28 protein-coding genes and 2 riboswitches are annotated in these 26,037 nt (G+C 66.5%); of the genes, 17 read left to right on the top strand and 11 right to left on the bottom strand.

Annotation, left to right across the window (positions count from 1 at the left end; all coding sequences use genetic code 11):
* Position 1: 1 nt before the first annotated feature.
* The 3 genes from argS (at position 2) to ACETK8_RS16435 (ending at position 3,626) form a co-directional block, all read left to right on the top strand.
* Entirely contained in the window at positions 2 to 1,765 is a 1,764-nt protein-coding gene (gene argS, locus ACETK8_RS16445; protein ID WP_374036903.1) for an arginine--tRNA ligase, read from the top strand.
* Between the two features lie 66 nt (positions 1,766 to 1,831).
* Positions 1,832 to 2,596 (top strand): NYN domain-containing protein, encoded by a 765-nt coding sequence (locus ACETK8_RS16440; RefSeq protein WP_374036902.1) that lies wholly within the window; start codon positions 1,832 to 1,834, stop codon positions 2,594 to 2,596.
* A 22-nt stretch (positions 2,597 to 2,618) separates the two neighbouring features.
* Positions 2,619 to 3,626 carry an adenosine deaminase gene (locus tag ACETK8_RS16435; protein ID WP_374036901.1) on the top strand — a complete coding sequence of 336 codons (1,008 nt, stop codon included), beginning with the start codon at positions 2,619 to 2,621 and terminating at the stop codon, positions 3,624 to 3,626.
* 303 nt (positions 3,627 to 3,929) lie between these two features.
* Here the strand turns inward: ACETK8_RS16435 and ACETK8_RS16430 are convergent, their stop codons facing one another.
* Entirely contained in the window at positions 3,930 to 4,364 is a 435-nt protein-coding gene (locus ACETK8_RS16430) for a hypothetical protein (protein ID WP_374036900.1), read from the bottom strand.
* A 188-nt stretch (positions 4,365 to 4,552) separates the two neighbouring features.
* Positions 4,553 to 4,650: riboswitch (glycine riboswitch) on the top strand.
* A gap of 4 nt (positions 4,651 to 4,654) precedes the next feature.
* Positions 4,655 to 4,740: riboswitch (glycine riboswitch) on the top strand.
* A gap of 59 nt (positions 4,741 to 4,799) precedes the next feature.
* Between ACETK8_RS16430 and gcvT the strand changes: the two genes are divergently transcribed.
* The 4 genes from gcvT (at position 4,800) to gcvPB (ending at position 9,365) form a co-directional block, all read left to right on the top strand.
* Complete coding sequence (gene gcvT / locus ACETK8_RS16425; RefSeq protein ID WP_374036899.1) at positions 4,800 to 5,915, top strand: glycine cleavage system aminomethyltransferase GcvT; 1,116 nt, start codon at positions 4,800 to 4,802, stop codon at positions 5,913 to 5,915.
* Positions 5,916 to 5,928: 13 nt separating this feature from the next.
* On the top strand, positions 5,929 to 6,294 hold the full coding sequence (gene gcvH / locus ACETK8_RS16420) for a glycine cleavage system protein GcvH (RefSeq protein ID WP_374036898.1): 366 nt from the start codon (positions 5,929 to 5,931) through the stop codon (positions 6,292 to 6,294).
* 144 nt (positions 6,295 to 6,438) lie between these two features.
* Positions 6,439 to 7,785 (top strand): aminomethyl-transferring glycine dehydrogenase subunit GcvPA, encoded by a 1,347-nt coding sequence (gene gcvPA, locus ACETK8_RS16415; RefSeq protein ID WP_374036897.1) that lies wholly within the window; start codon positions 6,439 to 6,441, stop codon positions 7,783 to 7,785.
* A 2-nt stretch (positions 7,786 to 7,787) separates the two neighbouring features.
* Positions 7,788 to 9,365 (top strand): aminomethyl-transferring glycine dehydrogenase subunit GcvPB, encoded by a 1,578-nt coding sequence (gene gcvPB, locus ACETK8_RS16410; protein WP_374036896.1) that lies wholly within the window; start codon positions 7,788 to 7,790, stop codon positions 9,363 to 9,365.
* Positions 9,366 to 9,428: 63 nt separating this feature from the next.
* Here the strand turns inward: gcvPB and ACETK8_RS16405 are convergent, their stop codons facing one another.
* On the bottom strand, positions 9,429 to 9,953 hold the full coding sequence (locus ACETK8_RS16405; protein ID WP_374036895.1) for a DUF805 domain-containing protein: 525 nt from the start codon (positions 9,951 to 9,953) through the stop codon (positions 9,429 to 9,431).
* 1 nt (position 9,954) lies between these two features.
* Positions 9,955 to 10,395 (bottom strand): DUF805 domain-containing protein, encoded by a 441-nt coding sequence (locus tag ACETK8_RS16400; RefSeq protein ID WP_374036894.1) that lies wholly within the window; start codon positions 10,393 to 10,395, stop codon positions 9,955 to 9,957.
* Between the two features lie 215 nt (positions 10,396 to 10,610).
* On the opposite strand from ACETK8_RS16400, the gene ACETK8_RS16395 reads away from it, so the two are divergent.
* Positions 10,611 to 11,084, top strand: a complete 474-nt coding sequence (locus ACETK8_RS16395; RefSeq protein WP_374036893.1) for a DUF6789 family protein — start codon at positions 10,611 to 10,613, stop codon at positions 11,082 to 11,084.
* 173 nt (positions 11,085 to 11,257) lie between these two features.
* Here the strand turns inward: ACETK8_RS16395 and ACETK8_RS16390 are convergent, their stop codons facing one another.
* From ACETK8_RS16390 to ACETK8_RS16360, 7 genes are all read right to left on the bottom strand, one after another.
* The gene (locus ACETK8_RS16390; RefSeq protein WP_374036892.1) at positions 11,258 to 11,767 is read right to left on the bottom strand and encodes a F0F1 ATP synthase subunit B; all 510 of its coding nucleotides are present in this window, start codon (positions 11,765 to 11,767) and stop codon (positions 11,258 to 11,260) included.
* Positions 11,767 to 12,345 carry a hypothetical protein gene (locus ACETK8_RS16385; RefSeq protein ID WP_374036891.1) on the bottom strand — a complete coding sequence of 193 codons (579 nt, stop codon included), beginning with the start codon at positions 12,343 to 12,345 and terminating at the stop codon, positions 11,767 to 11,769. The genes ACETK8_RS16390 and ACETK8_RS16385 overlap by 1 nt, the downstream gene beginning before the upstream one ends.
* A gap of 92 nt (positions 12,346 to 12,437) precedes the next feature.
* Complete coding sequence (locus ACETK8_RS16380) at positions 12,438 to 12,662, bottom strand: F0F1 ATP synthase subunit C (protein WP_029416762.1); 225 nt, start codon at positions 12,660 to 12,662, stop codon at positions 12,438 to 12,440.
* A 53-nt stretch (positions 12,663 to 12,715) separates the two neighbouring features.
* Positions 12,716 to 13,501 (bottom strand): F0F1 ATP synthase subunit A, encoded by a 786-nt coding sequence (locus ACETK8_RS16375; protein ID WP_374036890.1) that lies wholly within the window; start codon positions 13,499 to 13,501, stop codon positions 12,716 to 12,718.
* A gap of 4 nt (positions 13,502 to 13,505) precedes the next feature.
* Entirely contained in the window at positions 13,506 to 13,901 is a 396-nt protein-coding gene (locus ACETK8_RS16370; protein WP_374036889.1) for an AtpZ/AtpI family protein, read from the bottom strand.
* Between the two features lie 562 nt (positions 13,902 to 14,463).
* A complete protein-coding gene (locus ACETK8_RS16365) occupies positions 14,464 to 15,204 on the bottom strand; it encodes a polysaccharide deacetylase family protein (protein WP_374036888.1) in 741 nt (246 codons plus the stop codon).
* A gap of 242 nt (positions 15,205 to 15,446) precedes the next feature.
* On the bottom strand, positions 15,447 to 16,712 hold the full coding sequence (locus tag ACETK8_RS16360) for a DNA polymerase IV (RefSeq protein WP_374036887.1): 1,266 nt from the start codon (positions 16,710 to 16,712) through the stop codon (positions 15,447 to 15,449).
* Positions 16,713 to 16,994: 282 nt separating this feature from the next.
* Here ACETK8_RS16360 and ACETK8_RS16355 point away from each other — a divergent pair, with 282 nt between their 5' ends.
* On the top strand, positions 16,995 to 17,378 hold the full coding sequence (locus ACETK8_RS16355; RefSeq protein WP_374036886.1) for a response regulator: 384 nt from the start codon (positions 16,995 to 16,997) through the stop codon (positions 17,376 to 17,378).
* Between the two features lie 7 nt (positions 17,379 to 17,385).
* Entirely contained in the window at positions 17,386 to 18,750 is a 1,365-nt protein-coding gene (locus ACETK8_RS16350; protein WP_374036885.1) for a PleD family two-component system response regulator, read from the top strand.
* A 265-nt stretch (positions 18,751 to 19,015) separates the two neighbouring features.
* Here the strand turns inward: ACETK8_RS16350 and rpmG are convergent, their stop codons facing one another.
* Positions 19,016 to 19,183: a 50S ribosomal protein L33 gene (gene rpmG, locus ACETK8_RS16345; RefSeq protein WP_181543575.1), complete on the bottom strand. Its 168-nt coding sequence runs from the start codon at positions 19,181 to 19,183 to the stop codon at positions 19,016 to 19,018.
* Positions 19,184 to 19,313: 130 nt separating this feature from the next.
* Here rpmG and ACETK8_RS16340 point away from each other — a divergent pair, with 130 nt between their 5' ends.
* The 7 genes from ACETK8_RS16340 to ACETK8_RS16310 all read left to right on the top strand — a co-directional run bounded on the left by ACETK8_RS16340 (position 19,314) and on the right by ACETK8_RS16310 (position 26,000).
* The gene (locus ACETK8_RS16340; protein WP_374036884.1) at positions 19,314 to 19,871 is read left to right on the top strand and encodes a hypothetical protein; all 558 of its coding nucleotides are present in this window, start codon (positions 19,314 to 19,316) and stop codon (positions 19,869 to 19,871) included.
* Positions 19,872 to 19,876: 5 nt separating this feature from the next.
* A complete protein-coding gene (locus ACETK8_RS16335) occupies positions 19,877 to 20,227 on the top strand; it encodes a hypothetical protein (RefSeq protein WP_374036883.1) in 351 nt (116 codons plus the stop codon).
* Between the two features lie 691 nt (positions 20,228 to 20,918).
* Positions 20,919 to 21,293 carry a 30S ribosomal protein S12 gene (rpsL, locus tag ACETK8_RS16330; protein ID WP_271083702.1) on the top strand — a complete coding sequence of 125 codons (375 nt, stop codon included), beginning with the start codon at positions 20,919 to 20,921 and terminating at the stop codon, positions 21,291 to 21,293.
* Between the two features lie 66 nt (positions 21,294 to 21,359).
* Entirely contained in the window at positions 21,360 to 21,833 is a 474-nt protein-coding gene (gene rpsG / locus ACETK8_RS16325; protein WP_374036882.1) for a 30S ribosomal protein S7, read from the top strand.
* Positions 21,834 to 22,001: 168 nt separating this feature from the next.
* On the top strand, positions 22,002 to 24,083 hold the full coding sequence (gene fusA / locus ACETK8_RS16320) for an elongation factor G (protein ID WP_374036881.1): 2,082 nt from the start codon (positions 22,002 to 22,004) through the stop codon (positions 24,081 to 24,083).
* A 96-nt stretch (positions 24,084 to 24,179) separates the two neighbouring features.
* The gene (gene tuf, locus ACETK8_RS16315) at positions 24,180 to 25,370 is read left to right on the top strand and encodes an elongation factor Tu (RefSeq protein WP_374036239.1); all 1,191 of its coding nucleotides are present in this window, start codon (positions 24,180 to 24,182) and stop codon (positions 25,368 to 25,370) included.
* A 285-nt stretch (positions 25,371 to 25,655) separates the two neighbouring features.
* The gene (locus tag ACETK8_RS16310) at positions 25,656 to 26,000 is read left to right on the top strand and encodes a glycine zipper 2TM domain-containing protein (RefSeq protein WP_374036880.1); all 345 of its coding nucleotides are present in this window, start codon (positions 25,656 to 25,658) and stop codon (positions 25,998 to 26,000) included.
* Positions 26,001 to 26,037: the final 37 nt, after the last annotated feature.

Below are 26,037 nucleotides of genomic sequence, written 5' to 3'. Positions count from 1 at the left end.
GATGACCGACCTCAGAACCGACCTCGGCGAAGCGGTCGCAGCCGCCTTCGCCGCCGAAGGCGTGGACGCAGCCGTCGCGCGCGTCACCGCCTCCGACCGGCCCGACCTGGCCGATTTCCAGTCCAACGGGGCGCTGGCCGCCGCCAAGGCGCTGAAGGCCAATCCGCGCGAGCTGGCCGGCCGCGTGGCCGAACGCCTGGCCGTCGATCCGCGCCTGTCGGCCGTCGAAGTCGCCGGACCGGGCTTCATCAACCTGAAGGTCTCCGACGACGCCCTGGCGCATCGGGCGCAGGGGGTGGCCGATGACGCCGCTCTGGCGGGGGCCTCCAAGGTCGCCGAGGCGCGCAAGGTCGTCATCGACTTCGCCGGGCCGAACGTGGCCAAGCCGATGCACGTCGGCCACCTGCGCTCGTCCATCATCGGCGAGAGCCTGAAGCGGCTGTTCCGCTTCCGGGGCGACACGGTCTGGGGCGACGCCCATTTCGGCGACTGGGGCTTCCAGATGGGTCTGCTGATCGTCGCCGTGGGCGACGAGGGCAAAGCGGACGCCTTCCTGGCCGAGGGCGAAGGTCCGTTCCCGGATCACAGCCCGGTCACGCTGGAAGACCTCGAGCGCCTCTATCCGATGGCGGCGGCCAAGGCCAAGGAAGACACCGACTATCGCGACCGCGCCCGCAAGGCGACGGCGGAGCTGCAAGGCGGCCGTCCCGGCTATCGCGCCCTGTGGCGACATTTCGTGGCGGTCAGCCGCACGGCGCTGGAGCGTGAGTTCGGCGCTCTGGGCGTCACCTTCGACCTGTGGAACGGGGAATCGGACGCCGACCCCCTGATCCCCGGCATGGTCGAGGTGCTGAAGCAGAAGGGGTTGGCCGAGTTCGATCAGGGCGCCTGGATCATCCGCGTCAACGAAGAGGGCGAGAAGCGCGAGCTGCCGCCGCTTCTGCTGGTGTCGTCCGAGGGCTCGGCCATGTACGGCACGACCGATCTGGCGACCATCCTGCAACGCCGTCAGGATCAGGACTTCGATCTGGTCCTGTACTGCGTCGATGCGCGTCAGGGCGATCACTTCGAACAGGTGTTCCGCGCCGCCTACAAGGCCGGCTACGCCACGCCGGACCAGCTGGAGCACGCCGCGAACGGCACGATGAACGGCTCGGACGGCAAGCCCTTCAAGACCCGCGCGGGCGGGGTCCTGAAGCTGCACGACCTGATCACCCAGGCGCGGGACAAGGCGCGCGAGCGGCTGAAGGAGGCCGAGCTGGGCGCCGATCTGCCGGAGGCCGAGTTCGAGGATATCGCGTCGAAAGTGGCCGTGGCCGCCCTGAAGTTCGCCGATCTGTCGAACAGCCGCACGACCAGCTACGTCTTCGACCTCGACCGGTTCATGAGCTTCGAGGGCAAGACCGGGCCGTATCTGCTGTACCAGACCGTCCGCATCAAATCCCTGCTGCGGAAGGCCGAGGCGCAAGGCGTTCTGGCCGGGCCGATCTTCGTCAAGGAGCCGGCCGAGCGGGATCTGGTGCTGACGCTGGACGCCTTCGACCAGGCGGTGTCCGACGCCTACGACAAGCGGGCGCCGCACCTGATCGCCGAGCATGCCTATCGGCTGGCTCAGTCCTTCTCGAAATTCTACGCGGCCTGCCCGGTGCTGGCGGCGTCGGAGCCGGAGACGGTGGGATCGCGTCTGGCCCTGTCGGGCGCGGCCCTGCAGCAGCTGGAGACGGCGCTGCGCCTGCTCGGGATCGAATCGCCCGACCGTATGTAGCCTCCACGACACGGACTTTGCCGTTAACCACTGGTTTACTGTCCCGCTGGGGCAGGGGGCCTTGGGATGGCGAAGTCGGGTTACAGCGGGGGCCAGACGCCGGCGGTGCGCCGGGGCGGTTTCCATTTGCCGATCTTCAGGAAGCGCGCCCGGCTGTATGTCGACGGCTTCAACCTGCATCACGCGATCCTGGATCTGGAGCGGCGCGAGCTGCTGTGGCTGGACCTGAACAAGCTGGGCGCGGCCCTGTTGCCGTCGAACGAGCGGCTGGCGGGGGTTACCTGGGTCAGCGCCCATCGGCCGCAGCGGCGGGACCGGATGGAAGCGCTGCTGGCCTATGAGGAGGCGCTGAGGGCGCGGTTCGTGCGCTGCCTGATGGGGCATTTCGTCATTCACGGCGACCACTGCGCGGCCTGCGGGCACCAGTGGATGGACGCGACCGAGAAGCAGAGCGACGTCAATCTGGCTCTGGCCATAGCGTCGGATGCGGCGGCGAACCGGTTCGATACGGCCTATATCCTGACCACCGATGGGGACCACGCGGCGACGACGCGGTTCCTGCACGAGAGCTATCCTGACAAGACCGTGGTCAGCGTCGCGCCGCCGGGCCGGGGGCATAATCGCCAGCTGCTGGAATGGGCGCATTTCAGGACCGAGATCGAGGTCGGGATGCTGGAAAGGTCCAGCCTGCCGGAGCGCATCCTGACCCGGTCCGGCTTCGTGGAACGGCCCCGGAGCTGGAGCACCGACCGGCCGGCGCCGCCGCCCACGCCCGAGCCGCCCAAGCCCGAGATCAAGCGTGGACATCTGCGGCTGGTGGTGTCGAACTGATCCCGCTGATAGCGAGGGCCTTATGACCGATCTGACCGCCTATATCGCCGGCCTGCCCAAGGCCGAACTCCACCTGCACATCGAGGGGAGCCTCGAGCCCGAGCTGATGTTCGAACTGGCCCAGAGGAACGGGGTCTCGATTCCGTTCGACAGCGTGGAGGCGGTGAGGGCGGCCTATGACTTCTCGAACCTGCAGGACTTCCTCGACATCTACTACGCGGGGGCGAACGTCCTGCTGACCCGGCAGGACTTCGAGGATCTGGCCTTCGCCTATTTCCAGCGGGCCGCCGCCGACAATGTGCGCCACGCCGAGATCTTCTTCGATCCCCAGACCCATACCGACCGGGGCGTCGCGTTCGGGGTGGTGGTCGAGGGGCTGATCGCGGGCATGGACCGGGCGAAGACGGAGCTGGGCGTCACCTCCGGCCTGATCCTGAGCTTCCTGCGGCATCTGACGGAGGAGGAGGCCTTCGCGACGCTGGAGATGGCCAAGCCCTATCTGCATCACTTCATCGGGGTCGGGCTGGATTCGTCGGAGGTCGGGCATCCGCCGTCCAAGTTCGTCCGGGTCTTCGCCGCCGCGCGCGAGCTGGGGCTGAAGCTCTGCGCCCACGCAGGGGAGGAGGGGCCGCCCGCCTATGTGCACGAGGCGCTGGACCTGTTGCACATCGACCGGATGGACCACGGCAACCGTTCGATGGAGGACGAGAGCCTGATCCAGCGGCTGTCCGCCGAGCAGATGACCCTGACGGTCTGCCCGCTGTCGAACCTGAAGCTCTGCGTGGTGAAGGACCTGAAGGATCACCCGGTGCCCGAGATGCTGCGCCGGGGCCTGCATGTGACCCTGAACTCGGACGACCCGGCCTATTTCGGCGGATACGTGAACGCCAACTACATCCGGCTGGCCGAGGCGGTGGGGCTGTCCAAGGAACAGGTCACCGAGATGGCCAAGAACAGTTTCGAGGGGTCCTTCCTGCCGGACGCCCAGAAGCTGAAATACATGGCCGAGGTGGACGCCTACGCTGCCTAAGAGCTCCTTTTTGGGCGCTACCGCTCGACGCGCCCCCCGGTCCGATCTTCGATCGGCCGGAGGACAGGCTCTGCCTCGCTGCTTGAGCGCAGGGGTTTCGTCCGTTTCGTCATGACCGCGTTTGCCGTGACGAAACGGACGAAACGGACGAAACGGACGAAACTTGCCGTCGTTCGCACTCTCCGCGAACCGTGACCAGCAGTATACGCGCGTTTCGGACTTGGGCCTGTTCGCAGCCGAAAAATCGTTTGAAATCAGTGGGCGATGCCGCTTTCGACGTCAAACAGGATTATTTGTTTAACATCAATCCAGCCGTCGCCGGCTCATCAGCACCGTTCCCACGAGGATGGAGCGGAAGGACAGAAGCCCGCTTCTGAGCCGAACAGAGCCGGCGAAGGCGGGGCCCGCCCGATCCGACAAGGTGAAAACCATCGTCGCGCCGGACTGGAGGGTGGTCACGACCAGTTCGCCGTCGTCGATCTTGCATTGCGCCGGTTTGGCATGGACCGCGCAGCTGAGGACGCCGTTCCGTTCGAGGACCTGAAACGCGAGACCGGATCGGGCCTGGCTCCAGTCATTGACCGTCAGGCCGGGGACCGAGCGTTGGGAGGACGTCACGCGCAGAAGCCACTGGCCCGCGACCTCGCGCGTCGTCAGCGGCAGACTGGATTGTGCGCAAAGGCTGTCGGGCAGGGCCAGGCCCAGGACGACGAGCGCCGCGATCCCCATCCGCCTCATCGGAGCTTCCCCATCCCGAGCCGCCAGTGTCGGCGATCGTCGGGGAGATGACCCGTGAATTCCGTGTAAGGCGAAACCTTCGGAAACTGACGCTCGTCGAAAAAGCGACGTCCGGGTTCATGCGAAGGCTTTTCGACGTCCAGCCTCCGCCCCGCTTGACTCCCGGCCGGAGTCGGGGCCTTGGTCCTTTCGCTCTCGCGGGAGAGATCGGGCGGCGCAAAATCGACCCGAGGCCGAAGGCGCAACCGCCCCGGAAACGCTCAGGCAAAAGGACCGCGAGAACACTCGGACGCTGGAAAGTCGCTCGTTTGAGCGCGCCGACGGAGCAATGACGCCTCATTGAGGTCGTCGGAATCTCTCAGGCTTCAGGACAGCGGGGGCGCGAGGACGGCGGAGCTTTCCGCTTCAACACGCGACCCTGAAAGTCTGGACCGCATGACCGACGAAACGCTGAAGACGACCGTTCTCAACGCCGCGCATCGCGCGCTCGGAGCCCGCATGGTGGGCTTCGGCGGCTATGACATGCCGGTGCAGTACGAGGGCGTCCTGGCCGAGCACCGCTGGACGCGGGAGCACGCCGGCCTGTTCGACGTCTCCCACATGGGCCAGTGCAAGATCACCGGCGCGGACGCCATCGACCAGTTCCAGCGCTTCGTGCCCGGCGACTATCACGTGCTGAAGGCCGGCAAGCAGAAGTATTCCCTGCTGCTGAACACGGACGGCGGCATCATCGACGACCTGATGGCGGGCAAGCCCGACCACGACGGCCTGTTCGTCGTCGTCAACGCCGGCAACAAGGACGAGGACTTCGCCTTCTGGTCCGAGCACCTGTCGGGCGACGCCAAGCTGACCGTGCTGGACGACCGCGCCCTGATCGCCATCCAGGGGCCGGAAGCGGCCGAGGTCATGATCGCCCACGAGCCTGTCCTGGCCGAGTTCGGCTTCATGGATTGCGCCCGGCTGATGCTGTTCGGGGTCGACTGCTACGTCTCGCGCTCGGGCTATACGGGCGAGGACGGCTACGAGATTTCGGTCCCGGCGGCCGATGCCGAGCGGGTGTGGAACCTGCTGCTGCAGGACGCGCGGGTGAAGCCGATCGGCCTGGGCGCGCGGGACAGCCTGCGCCTGGAGGCCGGCCTGCCGCTGCATGGGCATGACATCGATCCGACGACCTCGCCGGTCGAGGGGGCGCTGACCTTCGCCCTGTCGAAGTCGAGGAAGGAAGCCGCCGACTTCAACGGCGCCGAACGCATCCTGAAGGAACTGGCGGACGGGCCGAGCCGCGTCCGCGTCGGCCTGTCGGTCAAGGAAGGCGCCCCGGCCCGTGAAGGCGCGGAGATCGCCGACGCCGACGGAAACATCATCGGCAAGGTGACCTCGGGCGGGCCGTCGCCGACGCTGGGTCGCAACATCGCCATGGGCTATGTGCCGCCGGCCTTCGCCGCCCTGGGCACGGAACTGAAGGTCATCGTGCGCGGCAAGGCCGCCGCCGCCGAGGTGATCGACATGCCTTTCGTCGCCCAACGCTATTACCGCAAACCCAAGGCCTAAAAGGACCTCGACCATGCACTTCACCAAGGATCACGAGTGGGTTCGCCTGGACGGCGACGTCGCCACCGTCGGCATCTCCAAGCACGCCGCCGACCAACTGGGCGACGTGGTGTTCGTCGAGACCCCGGAAGCCGGGAAAGTTGTCTCCAAGGGTGATGGCTTCGCCGTCGTCGAGAGCGTCAAGGCGGCCTCGGACGTCTACGCCCCCGTCTCGGGCGAGGTGATCGAGGGCAACGACGCCCTGGCCGGCGCCCCTGAGACCGTCAACGCCGATCCGGAAGGCGAGGGCTGGTTCGCCAAGATCAAGGTGTCGGACGCCTCGGCGATCGACGGCCTGATGGATCAGGCCGCCTACGACGCCTACCTCGCCTCGCTTTAATCTCTCCGCTCATCCCCGCGAAAGCGGGGACCCAGTTCTGTCGCGAGGCAGGGTGACTGGGATCAGCGGTTCGTCCTCCCCGGCGACAGACTTCGCCCAAAGCACTGGGTCCCCGCTTTCGCGGGGATGAGCGGAACAGAATAGATGCGCTACCTCCCCCTGACCCCCGACGACCGGACGGCGATGCTCGCCGCCATCGGCGTCAACTCCATCGACGACCTGTTCGTGGACGTGCCCCAGGCGGCGCGTCGCGACGGCGCCGTCGACCTGCCCGGCTTCATGGGCGAGCTGGAGGTGGACCGGGCGCTCTCGGCCATGGCGGCCAAGAACGCGGCGGCGGGCAGCGTGCCCTTCTTCTGCGGGGCCGGCGCCTACAAGCACCATGTGCCGGCGACGGTGGACCACATCATCCAGCGGTCCGAGTTCCTGACCAGCTACACCCCCTACCAGCCGGAAATCGCGCAGGGCACGCTCCAGTACCTGTACGAGTTCCAGACCCAGGTCGCGAACCTGACCGGCATGCCGGTGGCCAACGCTTCGCTCTATGACGGCTCGACCGCCATGGCCGAGGGCGTTTTGATGGCGACCCGCGTGACGCGCCGGAACAAGGCGGTCATCTCGGGCGGGGTGCATCCCCACTATGTCCGGGCGACCGAGACGGTGGTTCATGCCGTGGGCGTGGAGACGGAGGCGCTTGCCCCGGCGGTGGATGCCGAGGCCGCCGTCATCGACGCCATCGGTCCGGACACGGCCTGCGTCGTCGTCCAGACCCCGAACGTGTTCGGCACCGCCACCGACGTGACGAAGATCGCCGAGGCGGCTCATGCCGCCGGGGCGCTGCTGATCGTCGTGGTCACCGAGGCCGTGTCGATGGGCCTGTTGAAATCGCCCGGCGAGATGGGCGCCGACATCGTCGCGGCCGAGGGCCAGTCGATCGGCAACGCCCTGAACTATGGCGGACCCTATGTCGGCCTGTTCGCCGCGCGCGAGAAGCTGATCCGCCAGATGCCGGGCCGCCTGACCGGCGAGACGGTCGACGCCGACGGCGAGCGGGGCTTCGTCCTGACCCTGTCGACGCGGGAGCAGCACATCCGTCGCGACAAGGCGACGTCGAACATCTGCACCAACTCGGGCCTCTGCACCCTGGCCTTCACCATCCACATGAGCCTGCTGGGCGAGACGGGGCTGCGGAAGCTGGCCCTGTTGAACCACGAGAAGGCCGTGGCGACGTGCGATGCGCTGGCGGCCATTCCGGGCGTCGAGATCCTGACGCCGCGCTTCTTCAACGAGTTCGCCGTGAAGCTGCCGAAGAACGCCGCCGAGGTGGTGGACCAGTTGGCGGCGCATCACGTGCTGGCCGGCGTGCCTTACAGCCGTCTGGCGCCCGAGGCGGGCATGGACGACGTCCTCCTGGTCGCCGCGACCGAAACGACCCTGGATGCCGACATCCAGATCCTGGCCAAGAGCCTCACCAAGGTCCTGGGAGCCTGATCATGAGCACGATGAACACCGTCGGCCGTCCGACCGCCCCCAACGTTGTCGATCACGACTACAAGCACCCGACCCTGACCGGCGGGCGCGGCCTGTTGCAGGACGAGCTGCTGATCTTCGAGAGCGACGGCTGGGGCAAGACCGGCGTCGATCTGCCGGAGCCCAAGGGCGCCGCGTCCGACCTCGGCGACCTGGTCCGCAAGGATCCGATCGGCCTGCCGGGCCTGTCGGAGCCGGAGGCCATGCGCCACTACGTGCGCCTGTCGCAGAAGAACCACGCCATCGACCTGGCGCTGTATCCGCTCGGCTCGTGCACCATGAAGCACAATCCGCGCCTGAACGAGAAGATGGCGCGCCTGCCGGGCTTCTCGGACATCCACCCGCTGCAGCCGATCTCGACGGTGCAGGGGGCGCTGGAGCTGATGGATCAGCTGTCCCACTGGCTGAAGACCCTGACCGGCATGCCGGCCGTCGCGCTTTCCCCGAAAGCCGGCGCCCACGGCGAGCTGTGCGGCCTGATGGCCATCCGCGCGGCCCACGAGGCCAGTGGCCAGCATGAGGCGCGCCGCAAGGTGCTGGTGCCGACCTCGGCCCACGGCACCAATCCGGCGACGGCGGCCTTCGTCGGCTATTCGGTGGTGGAAGTCGCCCAGACCGAGGACGGCCGCGTGGACGTGGCCGATCTGGCCTCGAAGCTGGGTCCGGACGTCGCCGCCATCATGGTGACCAACCCGAACACCTGCGGCCTGTTCGAGCGCGACATCCTGGAGATCAGCCGCCTGACGCACGAGGCGGGCGCCTATTTCTACTGCGACGGGGCCAACTTCAACGCCATCGTCGGCCGGGTGCGTCCGGGCGACCTCGGCGTCGACGCCATGCACATCAACCTGCACAAGACCTTCTCCACGCCCCACGGCGGCGGCGGTCCGGGCGCGGGTCCGGTGGTGCTGTCGGAAGCCTTGGCCCCCTTCGCCCCGGCGCCGTGGGTCGTACACGGTGCGGAGGGCTATGAACTGATCGAGCGGGAGGAGGGCGAGGCCGCCCAGGCCTTCGGCCGTCTGTGCGCCTTCCAGGGCCAGATGGGGATGTATGTCCGCGCCCTCAGCTACATGATGAGCCACGGCTCGGACGGCCTGCGTCAGGTCGCCGAGGACGCCGTACTGAACGCCAACTACATCAAGGCCCGCCTGCAGGACCTGATGAGCCCGGCCTTCCCCGAGGGCCCCTGCATGCACGAGGCCCTGTTCGACGACGAATGGCTGAAGGGCACGGACATCACCACGCTCGACTTCGCCAAGGCGATGATCGACGAGGGCTTCCACCCGATGACCATGTATTTCCCGCTGGTCGTCCACGGGGCCATGCTGATCGAGCCGACCGAGACGGAATCCAAGGCCGAGCTGGACCGGTTCATCAACGCCCTGCGCCTGCTGGCCGAGGCCGCCAAGGCGGGTGATGTCGAGCGATTCAAGGGCGCGCCCTTCCATGCGCCCCTGCGTCGTCTGGACGAGACCCGCGCCGCCCGCTCGCCGGTCCTGCGCTGGACGGCGCCGGAAGGCACGAACATCGCCGCGGAATAGCCGCCACCCGGAACGGTCTGGAGAGGCCCCGCCGGTTCGCCGACGGGGCCTTTTCTTTGGCTCTCAGTCGAGAGCGGGGGCGGCGTAGGTGCTGGTCTGAACCGTCTTGGGCGACCGGCCATAGGCGTTGGCCGTCGGCTCCCCCTCGAGGAAGCCGAGCGTGATGAGGAAATAGAGGCTCCAGAGCACATAGACGACCATCAGGCCGCCCATCATGAAGCCGCCGAAGGGGATGTACGGGCTGGCCCCGCCGGTGAGGTGCAGGACCACGGGCGCGGCGTTCATGGCGTAACCGATGACCTGATACAGGATAAGGCCAGCGCCGGACTGGCCTCGATCATGAACGCGTCGAACGCCGACTGCGGCCTGAATCCAGATGACGACCGCGCCGGCGATCAGGTTGAGCACGAGCACGGCTGCGGGCTTGGGAGCGTCCCTCCCGAGAATCGAGGCGTCGCCGCCCGATATCGCCAAGGCGGCCACCGCCACGATGAGGCCGGCCAGAAGCGAAACAGCGATACAGGTCAGCCACCATTCGAACCGGCGGGCGCGGCCTTCAAAACTGAACAATCGGGGCAGACTGGTCATGTCAGGCTCGGCGCGCCGGAGATGCGGATCCGCGCTGCATCTCGTGGTCTGCGCGGGCCTGAGGCGCCGGGCCGTAGGCATTCTTTCCGACGTCGCCGGGAAGCAGGATCAGCACCGCGAACAGGGCCTGGGCGCCGACGAAGGGGACGAGGGCGATCCACGCATAGTAGCCGGGCCGCCCAAGGTCGCGCAGCCGACGGGCGCTGAGGACCAGGAAGGCGGCCAACAGGCCGAAGGTCAGCGCTCCCAGGACGGCGTAGCGGGTCGACCACTGATCCTGCTGGTGGATCGCCGCCCCATAGGTCTGAAACTCCCCGCGCCACAGGGGATAGAGGATTCGCCCGCTCTCGGCGAAGTCCGGCAGTCCCAGGATCAGGGGCTGGGTCGCGAACAGGACCAGCCACAGGCCCAGGACCGAGATGAGGTACGCTAGGCGAGACATGCGTCCCTGACACAGCTTTGACCGAAACACGCGCAGCCTCCCCGTGAAGTCTTAACTCTAGCGTGGGTTGTCGGGACGGCAACGGTTCAGGCTGCGATTTTCGCAACCGCGAAGCACGGCTTTGTGAATGTGGCCGAATAGCGTCTCGCCATAACAGGCGTAGAGTCCTCCTTGCGTTATCGGAACGGAAACAGGCGTTGGGAGGCGCTGTCGTTATGATGTCACGCGTACAAAAGGGAGTGATCGCCGGGCTTGTCGCGACGGTCGCCGTATCAATACTGGAAGCCGTAAATCTGTTTGCTGGGCCCTGGGTCGAGCCCTTCCCGCTGTTTATCGCAGGGATGCTGGGAATGCCCGGAAATCTGGCCGTGGGGTGGATCGCCCACTTCGTCGCCGGCTCCGTAGTCCTGGGGTCTCTGTTCGGGATCCTGTGTCCCAAGATGCCGGGCCAGACGCCGGAGACCAAGGGCATCATCTTCGCCGTGGGCGCCTGGGCGGTGCTGATGGTGACGGTGTTCCTGTTCGGCGATCCGCGCATCTTCCGCGGCTCGGGCGGGTTCGGCATGGTGGCCTGGATGCTGGTCAGCCACGCCGTGTTCGGCATCGTGCTGGGCAATGTCTACGCCCGTCTGGTGGAACGTGAGAAACGCGCCGCCAAGCTGATGGACGGGGTCGCACCCGCTCACTGAGTCCGTCCCGGATCAAGTCCGGGATGACAAGAAGAGGAGGGCGGCGCACCGGAAACGATGCGCCGCTCTTTGCATCTGGGAATATCTTCGTGGGGATCAAGTCCCGGCGCAAAAGAGAAGGGCGGCGCACCAGCCGGTGCGCCGCCCTTTTCGTGTCCGCGAGGCGGAGAAGCCTAGTTCAGGCGCGTGCCGATCTGGGCGATGGCGGCGTCCAGCAGCGGGTCGGCCTTGCCGGCGCGAGCGGCCAGGATGGCCTCGGCGGCCTGGGCGGCGACATCGGCGGCGGCGGCCTTCACTTCGGCGGAAGCCTGGGCTTCGGCGGAGGCGATGCGACGCTCGGCCAGAGCCTGACGGCGAGCCATCGACTCTTCCAGACGCTGCTTGGCCTCGGTTTCCATGATGCGGGCGTCGGCTTCGGCGGCGGCGACCAGGGCCTTGGCCTGGGCTTCAGCCTCGGCCTTTTCCTTGCGGATGGTGGCGAGCAGGGCCTCGGCCTCGGCGCGCAGGCGGGCGGCTTCGTCCAGGTCCGACTGGATCTTGGCGGCCTTGGCGTCCAGGGCGCCGGCGATCAGCTTGGGCACGCCGGCCATGACCACGATGCCGATGAAGATGACCAGGCCGAAGGCGACCCAGACTTCGGGGTTATCCCACGAGTAGAAATGCTCGAAGTTGAAGAATTCCATCAGGCGGCTCCGGCGGTGCGGGCTTGAGCGACAGCGGCGTCGGCTTCGGCCTTGGTCGGGGCGACGCCCGTCAGGCGCTCAACGATGGCGCGGGCCGTGTCGGAGGCGATCGAGGAGACGTTGGCCATGGCGGCGTCGCGGGTCTTGGCGATGCCGGCCTCGGCCTCGCTGATGCGGGCGTTGACGGCGGCCTCTTCCTCGGCGGCGCGGCGGGCGGTCTCTTCGGTGATACGGGTCTTGGCGGCGACCGAGGCGGCGCGGGCGTCGGCGCGGGCCTTCTCGACCTCGGCCTTGGCGGCGGCGGCCTGTTCGGCGGCTTCGGCCTGAACCGAGCGAGCCGTGGCGATCGCGGTGGAGATGGAGGTCTCGCGCTCGTCCATGACCTTGCGGATGCGCGGCGCGAAGACCTTTGCGATCAGCAGGTAGAGGACGAAGAACAGGACCAGCAGATAGACGATCTGTCCGACCCAGACCGAGGTGTCGAACTGGGGCAGGCCGCCCGAGGCTTCGCCGTGACCCGCGGCCTCGGTCGAGGCTTGGGTATCGGCGTGGATGTCTGTGGGTACGGGAGCGACCATGGTGTCCGTCTGCGAGAATTAAGCAAAGAGGCGACGCCCCCGTTTCCGGAGGCGTCGCCGCTGTGACGCCTAAGCGAGTTAGGCGTTCAGGATCAGCCCAGCCAGGCCAGGATGCCCAGAACGAAGGCCAGGATGCCCAGGGCTTCGACCAGGGCGGCGCCGACGAACAGGTTGCCGACTTGCGAGGCGGCAGCCGACGGGTTGCGCAGGGCGCCGGCCAGGAACTGGCCGAAGATGTTGCCCACGCCGATGCCGGCGCCGAGCATGCCCAGGGTGGCCAGGCCAATACCGAAGTACTTGAAGGATTCGGCTTCCATGATGAGTTTCCTATTCAGTCAGGGTTGGTTGGAAGGAAGAGTTGGGACGGGGCCTAGTGGCCATGACCCAGGTTGACCACATCGTTGAGATAGATGCTGGCCAAAACGGCGAAGACGAAGGCCTGCAGGAAGGCCACGAGGAACTCCAGGGCGGTCAGGCCGACGACCATGCCCATCGACAGGGCCGCAACCGGCAGACCCAGGAGGCCAAGACCACCCGTCGCGGCGAGAGCGCCCATCGAGACGACGAAGCCCGCGAAGATCTTCAGGGCGATGTGACCGCCCAGCATGTTGCCGAACAGACGAAGCGCCAGGGTGATCGGACGAAGCAGGAAGGACAGGAACTCGATCAGGCCCACCACGGGGCGGATCGCTAACGGAGCGCTGGTCGGCCAGAACAGGCTGAAGAAGCCCAGGCCGTGTTTGGCGAAGCCGATGCCGACAACCAGCAGGATGGTCATGAGCGCGAAGGTGCCCGTCACGGCCAACTGCGAAGTGGCCGTGAACGACAGGAACATGCCCAGCAGGTTCATGCCGAGGATCAGGCAGAAGAGGGTGAAGACGAACGGGAAATACTTGCGGCTCTCGTGGCCGATGATCGAGCTGGTCACGCCGTCGATCATGCTGAAAAGCTGCTCGCCGGCGGCCTGCAGGCGGCCCGGAACAACCTTGGCGCCCGAGGTGACCAGTTGCAGGAACAGGACGACCACGACGAAGGCGATGGTCATGGCCATGTGCGAGTTGGTGAAGGCGATCTGCTGCTCGCCGACGACGGGCAGGGTCACCGTGCCGAAATCGACGATCGGCGTGACCTGGAACTGTTGAATCGGATCGGCCATACGTTCAGTCTTCTTCTTCGTCGTCGAACGGGATCGATTTCGGCTCGATACCGTCAGCCTTCGCCTGCGCCATCAGCCGGTTAGCCGTCCGACGCGCCATGTAAATCGACAAGGCGAAGCCCAGAAGGACACCGCCGATGATCCCCCACGGAGTGGTTCCGAGGAACCGATCCGCCACGAAACCCAAGGCCAAACCGACGAAGACGCCTCCGAACAGGTCGGCGACGATCTTCCAGGCCTGGCTGGCCACCGCCATGCCTGCGACGTCCGATGACGTCTGGGGTGCGGTCTTCGCCTCCAGAACGGATGCGCTGTCGTTGAGGCGTTTGATCGCCTCTTCGCGCGATTCCGGGGGCATGGACATGGGCTTTTGCGCTTCTGATCCCGCCCGGCCACGCATGGATTTGCGGGCCCCGACAGGGGTCTGAATTCGGCGCGGAACCTATAGGCGAGGGGGCGGAAGGTCAAGGCGCGGCGAAATGGGGGTAAGGTGTTGAAATCTATCGCGTCTGTCGGGGCGGGCCGGTTCGCGGAGCGGGCGGGGAGGCCGGGGTGCGACAAAGGGGGCGGACTCCAAAACACCGTCCGAAGCGTCCGAAGAGTCCGAAGCGTTCGGATGGGGAGAGGGATTCGGGATCGGTGCGGGGCCGGGGATGGCGATGTCAAAGACCGGGCGCAGTGTGGCACGGTCTGGAGGGGTGTCAGGGATAAGGGCTCTTAAAAGTTCGGGGCGTTGGAATCGTTGGGGGATTCCGGGGATGCTTTGCCAACTCCACCGACTTCCTTCTCCCCTTGCGGGAGAAGGTGGCGGGCGAAGCCCGACGGATGAGGGGTACGGGGAGGCACACGAGATCTGGCCGGTGCTCGCTCGGTCAGAGTGAGTTTCACCCCTCACCCGATCGCGCGAGGACGATCGCTTCGCTCTCGTGCGCGATCTCCCTCTCCCGCAAGGGGAGAGGGGGTTATGCCGCCATCCTGTCCCAGGCGGCCCCGACCGGCTGGATGTCCAGCCCGGCGGCTTTCGCCAGGCGGATGACGCGGTCGAGGTCGGCGGGGGTGCAGCCGTAGGGGGTGGGAGCGTCCATGACGTCGTGGCCGTAGGCGATGAGCCAGCCCTTCTTCGCGGCGGTCTCGGCCATCAGGGCTTCGAGGTCGTAGCCGGGGAGGCGGCGGCTCTCCAGGCCGATGGCCTGCATGTTGGCGCGGTCGGCGGTCCTTGCGTTGACGCCGTCGCGGACGCCGCGGGCCAGTCGGAAGCGGTCGGCGACCACGGCCTTGGCGCCGACGGAGACGTCTCCATAGGGATAAGCGAAGGTGGTCATGACGTGACCGTCCAGCCGTTCGGCGACCCAGACGGCGTTCCGGTCGAGATCGGCGGCGTAGGCCTCGGGCGACACTGACAGCGCCGAGGTGTGGCCGAAGGTGTGGCAGCCGACCTCGTGGCCGGCGGCGAACAACTGTTGCAGGTGGTCGGTCGAGAACTGGGGCAGGCCGAGGTTCTGGCCGTCCGACAGGCCGCCGGCGACATAATAGGTGGCGGCGACGCCGTGTTCCTTCAGGATCGGGCCGGCCTCGGTCCAGGCGCTGACGGGGATGTCGTCGAAGGACAGGCTGAATGTGCCGCGCTCGGGGCGGACGGGGGCGGAGCGAACGCCGAGGTAGCGGCCGCCGCGACGGCGCATCTTGTCGATGAAGGCAGACATGGGGGGAGGTTATCGGGGGCGGGTTAATTCCGCCCTTCCGTGAGATCGGCCGAAGGCCTGTGCTGAAGCGGGCGGCGAGAAGGTTCATCACGGCGAGCACGGCGAGCACGGCGGAACACGGCGGACACGACGAGAGCCGGGGTGTGGCCGCATCGACGTTCCCGCTGTGGTCGCTGTGATCCCGCCGTGTTCGCCGTGACGAACCCCGGCTCAAGATAGGCCTTCGGCCGGAAGGAAGGTGTTCAGGGGCGTTTCGGCCTCAGCGCCCGGCCGGCGACCACGGCGGAGGCGCCGAACTTTTGGCGCAGGGCGTCGATGGTGGTTTCGGTCTTGAGGGTGCGTTTTTCGGGGGAGACGAAAAGGCCCTCGGGCTGGTCCTCGGCGTCCTGGATGTCGGCCAGGCCGATGCCGATCAGGCGATAGGGGCGGCCGAGTTCGGGCTTCAGCAGTTCGCGGCCGATGGCGAAAAGGGCGCGGGCGGTCTGGACCGGGTCGGGCATCGTCCGCCGGCGGGTGACGATCTTGAAGTCCGTGCGGCGCAGTTTCAGGACGACGACGCGGCTGGCGACGCCGTCGCGGCGAGCCTTGGAGGCGACCTTTTCGCACAGCGGCCAGAGCTCGGCCTCGAGGTCTTCGAGCGTGGTCAGGTCGGTGTTGAAGGTGTTTTCCGCGCTCATGCCGCGCCGGTCGTGCTCGGGGTTCACGCTGCGGGCGTCGCGGGCGTGGGCGAGGTCGTAGAGACGAAGGCCCGTCTCGCCGTAGCGTTTGACCAGGTCGCGGACGTCGGCCTTGGCCAGGTCGCCGACGGTGGCGAAGCCGTCCGAGACCAGGGTCTTGCCGAAGACGGGGCCGACGCCCGGCAGGATGCGGACGGACCTGGGCGCCAGCAGGGCTTGGGCATTGCGGATGCCGATGACGGAGAAGCCGCGCGGCTTGTCCAGTTCGGAGGCGATCTTGGCGAGGAAGCGGTTGGGGGCCAGGCCGATGGAGACGCCGAGGCCGGTCTCGTCCTCGATGCGTTTCTGCAGGCGGATCAGCTGGAAGGCGGGCGGGCCGCCGTTCAGGCGTTCGGTGCCCGACAGGTCGATCCAGGCCTCGTCGAGGGACAGGGTCTGAACCAGCGGCGTCAGTTCGCCGACGAAGCCGAAGATGCGCTGCGATTCGGGGACGTATTTGGAGAAGTCCGGCTTGACGACCACGGCCTCGGGACAGGCCTTCAGCGCCTTGAACATCGGCATGGCGGAATGCACGCCGTACTGGCGGGCGATGTAGCAGCAGGTGGAGACCACGCCCCGAACGCCGCCGCCGACGATGACGGGTTTGTCGCGCAACTCCGGCCGGTCGCGCTTCTCCACCGAGGCATAGAAGGCGTCGCAGTCCAGGTGGGCGAGGGAGAGCTGATCCAGCTCGGGATCGCAGACGACGCGCGGCGAGCCGCAGGCCGGGCAACGCGCGACGGCGTCCGGCCCGGTCCAGAGGCATTCGCGGCAGATGGCTTTCATGGACATCATCTCACCGTGCACCCCAGCGAAGGCTGGGGTCCAGATGGCAAGTCAGGCGCGCGGGCGAAAGACACGGTGAGACGTCCAGGCCGTCTGAATCCGTGATCTGGACCCCAGCCTTCGCTGGGGTGCACGGAGGAGGAGTTGAGAGGGTGCACGGAAACCGTGCAGCTTGGATTTCCGACTTCACCCCAACTTAAGACTGCGTGGGGCATATTCCCACTCGAAGAAGCGGAAAGCCTCGTTGCGCAGGGTGCGCGTCAGTCGGGGCGATCAGACCGGGTGAAGATGTCCAAGAAAGTCCTCATCGTCGAGGATAACGAGCTGAACATGAAGCTGTTTCATGATCTGCTCGACTCCCAGGGCTATCAGATCCTGCAGACCCGCGAGGGTCTGCAGGCGATGGCGCTGGCGCGTCAGCACATGCCCGACCTGATTCTGATGGACATCCAGCTGCCGGAGATCTCGGGCCTCGAAGTCACCAAATGGCTCAAGGACGACGAGGAGCTGAACCACATCCCGATCATCGCCGTGACCGCCTTCGCCATGAAGGGCGACGAGGAGCGGATCCGGCAGGGCGGCTGCGAGGCCTATATCTCCAAGCCCATCTCGGTGATGCATTTCCTTGAGACGGTGAAGAAGCACCTCGGCCAGCCAGTCGCAGTGGGGTAGTCCGGATATGACCGCGCGTATCCTTGTGGTCGACGATGTCGAGGCCAACGTCCGCCTGCTCGAGGCGAAGCTGACGCTGGAATACTATGACGTCCTGACCTGTCAGGACGGGGCGACGGCCCTGACGCTGGCGGCGGCGGAGCAGCCGGACATCATCCTGCTGGACGTCATGATGCCCGGTATGGACGGGTTCGAGACCTGCAAGCGGCTGAAGGCCGATCCGAAGACCAACCATATCCCCGTGGTGCTGGTGACGGCGCTGGACGGGCGCGAGGATCGGATCCGGGGCTTGGATGCGGGCGCCGACGACTTCGTCACCAAGCCGCTGGACGACGTGGTCCTGTTCGCGCGGGTGCGGTCGCTGACCCGGCTGAAGCTGGTCATGGACGAGCTGCGCGAGCGGGAAGAGAGCGGGCGGCGTCTGGGCGTCACGACCGACGGGGCCGGGCGGCTGCGCGGTTCGGGCGGTCGGGTCCTGATCGTCGACGACAATCCGCGCCAGGCCGAGAAGATCGCCGCCGAGCTAGAGCGGGAGCACCGGCCGACCATCGAGACCAACGCCGGCGACGGGCTGGTGGCGTCCAAGGGCTCCATCGACCTGATGATCGTCAATGTGGCGGCGGCGGAGTTCGACGGCCTTCGCCTGATCGCCCAGGTGCGCTCGGCCGAGCCGACGCGGCATCTGCCGATCCTGGCGGTGGTCGATCCGTCGGACCGGCCGCGTCTGGTCAAGGCGCTGGAGCTGGGCGTCAACGACATCCTGATGAAGCCGGTGGACCCGGAAGAGCTGGCGGCGCGGGCGCGGACGCAGGTTCGCCGGAAGCGCTACACCGACTTCCTGAAGGAGAAGCTGGACTACAGCCTGGAGATGGCGGTCACCGACGCGCTGACGGGCTTGCATAACCGTCGCTACATGGCCGGACAGCTGCAGGCCTTCGTGACGCGGGCGGCGCAGGGCGGGGAGCCGGTGTCGGTGCTGGTCCTGGACATCGACCACTTCAAGAAGGTCAACGACGGCTTCGGCCACGACGCGGGCGACGAGGTGCTGCGCGAGTTCGCCGTGCGTCTGGCCACCAATGTGCGGGCCGTCGATCTGCCGTGCCGTATGGGGGGCGAGGAGTTCGTCGTCGTCATGCCGGGCACGAAGATCGAGGACGCGCACCGGATCGCCGAACGGATTCGCAGGGACGTGGGCTCGACCCCGTTCCGGGTGATGGGCGGTCAGGAGCATCTGACGGTGACCATCTCGATCGGGGTGGCCGCGACGATCGGAGCCGGGGACACGCCGGACGCCCTGCTGAAGCGGGCGGACGAGGGGGTCTATGAGGCCAAGGCGACGGGGCGGGATCGGGTGATCGCGCGGGCGGCTTAGAGCCCCCCTGTCTTTCGTCATCCTCCGGCAAGCCGCTGCTTAGCGGCGAAGACCGGGGGACACAGCGGCGCGCGAGAGCGCGAACCTGTCGCGGACACGTCTGCCTCCAAACATCCTGCCTGAACAGATCGCCTTCGGCGCCGCTGCGTCCCCCGGTCTTCGCTGCGCTCCGCCGGAGGATGACGAAAGGGAGGGAGGCTTTCGGGCAAAAGAAAACGCCCGGTCGTTGCCGACCGGGCGCTTCAGAACCAGCGAGGCGTGAGCCTTACTTGATCTTGCCTTCCTTGAACTCGACGTGCTTGCGCGCGACCGGGTCGTACTTCTTGACGACCATCTTCTCGGTCATCGTACGGGCGTTCTTCTTGGTGACGTAGAAGAAGCCGGTGTCGGCGGTGGAGTTCAGGCGGATCTTGATGGAGGCGGGCTTAGCCATCGGAAATTACCTTTGCGACGGCGGTGAAAGCCGTGAAAATGAGAGGCGCGGAACATACTCAGGGATGTCGCGAAGTCAACGGGCGTAATGGCGCATTGAGAATGTCGTCGCGACGGGTGAGCGTGGCGGTATGAAAATCGCCCTGACCGCCGCGTTTAGCGCCCTTCTTTCCTTCTCGGCCACCCCCTCGGCCGCGTCCGATCCGCAGGATGTCTTTCTGTCCCGACTGAACGCCCTGTGCGGTCAGAGATTCGAAGGGCGGGTGGTCACGACCGATGCGGCGGACGCCGATTTCGCCAGCCAGCGCCTGTTGATGCACGTGCGCGACTGCTCGCCGACCGAGGTGGGCATTCCGTTCGCGGTGGGCGAGGATCGCTCGCGGCGCTGGATCGTGACCCGCACGGAGGAGGGTCTGCGCCTGAAGCACGATCACCGCGACCCCGAGGGCGTGATTCACGGCTATCACATGTACGGCGGCGACACGGCGGACGCGGGGACGGCGGAGCGCCAGGCCTTTCCGGTCGATCAGGAATCGATCGACCAGTTCATCGCGGGCGGGGCCCAGGTCTCGACCACCAACGTCTGGGCCATCGAGGTCCATCCGGATCGGATGTTCGCCTATGAGCTGCGTCGCGCGAACCGTCACTTCAGGGTAGAGTTCGATCTGACGAAGCCGGTCGAGGACTGACGAACATGCGGATGGCGGTGGCGGGAGCGGTGCTGATCGGGCTGACGGGCTGCGCCTCCACCGATGACGCCGCCCTCACGCCCACCGACGTCGAGGTGACGATGAACTGCTGGGTCCAGTCGGACGGCGGGCTGCAGGACTGCCGCGTTACGCGGGAGAAGCCCGGCGGATACGGCATGGCCGAAGAAGCCCTGGCCTCCGCGCGAGAGGGGCGGGCCAGCATGCAGCCGGTGGGCGGCGGGCGGAGGCCAGCCAACACCGGCCGACAGGATTTCACCATGCGGATGGCCATCGATGCGGCGGCCATGACGCGCTACCGCAGGATCCAGACGGACGTCTCGGAACCCCGCACCTGATATCTGCAAGTCCGGTTGGGGCTGTTCGCGGCATTGGGGAGGAGGGCGTAGGATGAAGCGTGGAACTCTGGGTCCGATGGCGGTGGTCGCACTGGGCGCCGCCTTGAGCGCGTGCGCGTCCAGTCCTCATAGTTTCACGCCGGATGCCGATGATGGAGCGGTGACCCTTTCTTGCGCGCCTATGCCCGAAGGTCGGATGTCCGATTGTCGGGTGGTGTCTGAACGCCCCGAAGGCATGGGCCTGGGCGCCTACGCCCTCGAAGCGGCGTCCGAAGCGCGTCTTAGCCCCCGCTCTCTGGGCGGCGTTAGACCTGGAGGGCGTGTGGAGTTCACTGTCCGGTTCCAGATGGAGAATGGCGCGCTGGTCGAACCGGGCCGGCGAAGTCGAGGCCGGCCTTGACCTGACGGGCCTCCACGCGTAAACGCGCCGGACTTTCGAGGCGGCCCGTTCCGGCGGGCCTTCCTGATCGTGACAATCTGACGGACGGGCTGTGCCCGCCGGAACGCCCGAAGCGCGCGTTCCGGGCTTTTGTGTTTTCCGGTTCGCCGGAGCGAACCGGCGGCTGTTTGGGTGTCCACGATCCGGTCTCGAACGACCCCGGGCGGCTCATCAAGGGCCGTTCAAAAGAAGGAAACCGAGGCGCTCCGGCCGACAGGCACACGCTTCCATCAAACGTCGAGACTTAATCGAATGCCGACTATCAACCAGCTGATCCGCAAGCCCCGCAAGCCCAAGCCCGTGCGCAACAAGGTGCCGGCTCTGGAAGGCTCGCCCCAGCGTCGCGGCGTCTGCACCCGCGTTTACACCACGACCCCGAAGAAGCCGAACTCGGCTCTGCGTAAGGTCGCCAAGGTCCGCCTGGCCAAGTCGGGCTACGAAGCCGTGTGCTACATCCCCGGCGAAGGCCACAACCTGCAAGAACACTCGGTTGTTCTGATCCGCGGCGGCCGCGTGAAGGACTTGCCCGGCGTTCGCTACCACATCCTGCGCGGCGTGCTCGACACGCAAGGCGTCAAGGACCGCAAGCAGCGCCGTTCGCACTACGGCGCCAAGCGTCCGAAGTAAGCGACCGCTCCATTCCATTCGCCAGGTCAGCCTGGCCGTCCGATACCGAACTAGAAGGCCAAACCCATGTCACGTCGCCACCGCGCCCAGAAACGCGAAGTCCTGCCGGATCCCAAGTACAAGGATCTGACCGTCACCAAGTTCATGAACTACGTCATGTACGAGGGCAAAAAGGCCGTCGCCGAGAACATCGTCTACGGCGCCTTCGACATCCTGGCCGACAAGAAGAAGGACGTCGAAGCCGTCGTCACCTTCCACACCGCCCTGGAAAACGTTCAGCCGGCCGTTGAAGTCCGTTCGCGTCGCGTCGGCGGCGCCACGTACCAGGTTCCGGTCGAGGTTCGCCCCGACCGTCGCCGCGCCCTGGCCATCCGCTGGCTGGTCAACGCCGCGCGCAAGCGTGGTGAGAACACCATGACGGAAAAGCTGGCGGCCGAGCTGCTGGACGCTTCGAACAACCGCGGCACCGCCGTGAAGAAGCGTGAAGACACCCACAAGATGGCCGAAGCCAACCGCGCCTTCAGCCACTACCGCTGGTAACCGCCTTCAAAGCGTCATGTCCCTTACGTATGGGGCGGGCGCTGACTATCTAGGACTATCCGGCGCGGGCGGTTTCAGCTAAATCGCCCGCGCCCGCATATCCGCCACATCGACGAACTTCCCCCGGACGCGGCTCAAGCGTCCCGCATCCATTCAAGGCACGCTTTCATGGCCCGCACTCACAAGCTTGAGGACTACCGCAACTTCGGCATCATGGCGCACATCGACGCCGGCAAGACGACGACGACCGAGCGGATCCTGTATTACACCGGCAAGTCCCACAAGATCGGCGAAGTCCACGACGGCGCCGCCACCATGGACTGGATGGACCAGGAACAAGAGCGCGGCATCACCATCACATCGGCCGCGACGACCGCCTTCTGGCAGGGCAAGCGCCTGAACATCATCGACACCCCCGGACACGTGGACTTCACCATTGAAGTCGAGCGTTCGCTGCGCGTTCTGGACGGCGCCGTGACCGTGCTGGACGGCAACGCCGGCGTCGAGCCGCAGACCGAGACCGTCTGGCGCCAGGCCGACAAGTACAAGGTTCCGCGCATCGTCTACGTCAACAAGATGGACAAGATCGGCGCCGACTTCGACGCCTCGGTCGAGTCGATCCGCGACCGTCTGGGCGCCAAGGCCGTGCCGATCCAGTTCCCGATCGGCGCCGAATCCTCGCTGTCGGGCCTGGTCGACCTGGTCCGCATGACCGGCGTGGTCTGGGACAACGACGGCCTGGGCGCTTCCTACAAGGACGTGCCGATCCCGGACGACCTGGTCGAGAAGGCCAAGGAAGCGCGCCAGTACCTGATCGACAACGCCGTCGAACTCGACGACGAGGCGATGGAAGCCTACCTGGAGGGCAACGAGCCCGACGAAGCCACCATCAAGAAGTGCATCCGTAAGGCCGTTCTGACCGGCGCCTTCTACCCGATCCTCTGCGGCTCGGCCTTCAAGAACAAGGGCGTGCAGACGCTGCTGGACGCCGTCGTCGACTACCTGCCGTCGCCGCTGGACATCCCGCCGACCCCGGGCATCGATTTCAAGACGGAAGAGCCCGTCGTCCGCAAGGCTTCGGACGAAGAGCCCCTGTCGGTCCTGGCCTTCAAGATCATGGACGACCCGTTCGTCGGCTCGCTGACCTTCTGCCGCCTGTACTCGGGCAAGATGGAAACCGGCCAGTCGCTGCTGAACTCGTCGCGCGACAAGAAAGAGCGCGTCGGCCGCATGCTGCAGATGCACTCGAACAACCGCGAAGACGTCAAGGAAGCCTACGCCGGCGACATCGTCGCCCTGGCCGGCCTGAAGGAAACCCGCACGGGCGACACCCTGTGCGATCCCCTGAAGTCGCCCGTCATCCTGGAGAAGATGGAGTTCCCGGCGCCGGTGATCGAGATCTCGGTCGAGCCGAAGTCGAAGGCCGACCAGGAGAAGCTGGGCGTCGCCCTGGCCAAGCTGGCCTCGGAAGACCCCTCCTTCACCGTCTCGACCGACCACGAGTCGGGCCAGACGATCCTGAAGGGCATGGGCGAGCTGCACCTGGACATCAAGATCGACATCCTGAAGCGCACCTACAAGGTCGAGGCCAACATCGGCGCGCCGCAGGTCGCCTATCGTGAATCGCTGGGCCGCAAGGTCGACATCGACTACACCCACAAGAAGCAGACCGGTGGTACGGGCCAGTTCGCCCGCGTCATGATCACGTTTGAACCTGGTGAACCCGGTTCGGGCTTCGTGTTCGAAAACTCGATCGTCGGCGGCGCGGTGCCCAAGGAATACATCCCGGGCGTCGAAAAGGGCCTGACCTCGGCCAAGGACAACGGCCTCTTGGCCGGCTTCCCGCTGATCGACTTCAAGGCGACGCTGACGGACGGCAAGTTCCACGACGTCGACTCCTCGGTCCTGGCCTTCGAAATCGCGTCGCGCGCCGCGTTCCGCGAACTGAAGGAAAAGGGTTCGCCGAAGCTGCTCGAGCCGATCATGGCGGTCGAGGTCGTGACCCCCGAGGACTACCTCGGTTCGGTCATCGGCGACCTGAACGGCCGTCGCGGCATGATCCAGGGTCAGGACATGCGCGGCAACGCCACCGTCGTGAACGCCTTCGTGCCGCTGGCCAACATGTTCGGCTATGTGAACACGCTGCGCGGCATGTCGCAGGGCCGCGCCGCCTTCACCATGCAGTACGACCACTACGAGCCGGTGCCGCAGCACGTCGCCGACGAAGTCATCAAGAAGTACAGCGCCTAAGCACCAACCCAATCCCGGCAGGTCTTCGGACCTGCCGGTGCTCCCTGAAAACCCCAAGGACTAAGCCCCCTCATTTCAGGGGACGGAGAGAAGAGAATGGCCAAGGAAAAGTTCGAACGCACCAAGCCGCACTGCAACATCGGCACGATCGGTCACGTTGACCACGGCAAGACGACGCTGACGGCGGCGATCACGATGACGCTGGCGAAGGCCGGCGGCGCCAAGGCGATGAACTACGCCGACATCGACGCCGCGCCGGAAGAAAAGGCCCGCGGCATCACGATCAACACGGCGCACGTCGAGTATGAGACGGCCAACCGTCACTACGCGCACGTCGACTGCCCCGGCCACGCCGACTATGTGAAGAACATGATCACCGGCGCCGCCCAGATGGACGGCGCGATCCTGGTGGTGTCGGCCGCCGACGGCCCGATGCCGCAGACCCGCGAGCACATCCTGCTGGCCCGTCAGGTCGGCGTGCCGGCCCTGGTGGTCTTCATGAACAAGGTCGACCTGGTCGACGACAAGGAGCTGCTGGAGCTCGTCGAGATGGAAGTGCGCGAGCTGCTTTCGTCCTACCAGTTCCCGGGCGACGACATTCCGATCACCATGGGCTCGGCCAAGGCCGCGACCGACGGCGTGAACCCGGAAATCGGCGAACAGCAGGTTCTGGCCCTGATGCAGACCGTCGACGACTACATCCCGCAGCCGGAACGTCCGGTCGACATGCCGTTCCTGATGCCGGTGGAAGACGTCTTCTCGATCTCGGGCCGCGGCACCGTGGTCACCGGTCGCGTCGAGCGCGGTATCGTCAAGGTCGGTGAGGAAGTCGAGATCGTCGGCATCCGTCCGGTCCAGAAGACGACCTGCACGGGCGTCGAAATGTTCCGCAAGCTGCTGGATCAAGGTCAAGCCGGTGACAACGTCGGCGTCCTGCTGCGCGGCACCAAGCGTGAAGACGTCGAGCGCGGTCAGGTTCTGTGCAAGCCGGGTTCGATCACCCCGCACACCAAGTTCCTGGCCGAAGCCTACATCCTGACCAAGGAAGAGGGCGGCCGTCACACGCCGTTCTTCACCAACTACCGCCCGCAGTTCTACTTCCGCACGACCGACGTGACGGGCATCGTGCAGCTGAAGGAAGGCGTCGAGATGATCATGCCGGGCGACAACGCCGAGCTGAACGTCGAACTGATCACGCCGATCGCCATGGAAGAGAAGCTCCGCTTCGCCATCCGTGAAGGCGGCCGCACCGTCGGCGCCGGCGTCGTCGCCAAGATCGTCGAGTAAAAGAAGACCGATCTTCGGATCGATCTGAAAAGGCCCGCTGGAGCGATCCGGGGGGCCTTTTTCTTTGTCCTTCTCCCCTTGCGGGAGAAGGTGGCCGAGCCGCAGGCGAGGTCGGATGAGGGGTGACCGCAGATCTCACCGATGAGCGTCTGCTCAGCCGATCTCGCCTGCATCCTCGTACCCCTCATCCGTCGGGCTTCGCCCGCCACCTTCTCCCGCAAGGGGAGAAGGGAACGCCGTGGGTTACCCCGCGTTCGCCAGCGAGTGTTTCCACGGAGCCTCGCGATGAAAGCCATCTGGACCCTGTCGGCGGTGACCGGCGCCACCCTGTTGCTGGGCGCCTGCGCCACGACGGACGGCTATGCGTCGCGGTGCGAGCGCGACTATGCGGAGAACCGGCAGTACGCCACCGCCAGCGGGGCGGCTCTGGGAGCCATCGCGGGCGCGGCGATCGCGGGACCGAACGACCGGGAGCGGGGCGCGGCGATCGGGGCTCTGGCGGGCGGCCTGCTGGGCAACCAGTTGTCGGAGCGGGACGATCCCTGCGGCTACGGGTTCGGGGGCTACAATCGCGATGGGCGATACGGCTATGAGCGGGTGCCGCGTCGGGGCGGCTACGGCTACTACTGAGGTCCGCGTCGGCGTTGCCGCGTGGCGTGATCCCGCA

The organism is Brevundimonas staleyi, assembly GCF_041893865.1.
Taxonomy (GTDB): Bacteria; Pseudomonadota; Alphaproteobacteria; order Caulobacterales; family Caulobacteraceae; genus Brevundimonas; species Brevundimonas staleyi.
The sequence above is the reverse complement of the archived record's forward strand: the minus strand, read 5'-3'. Positions and strand labels throughout refer to the sequence as shown.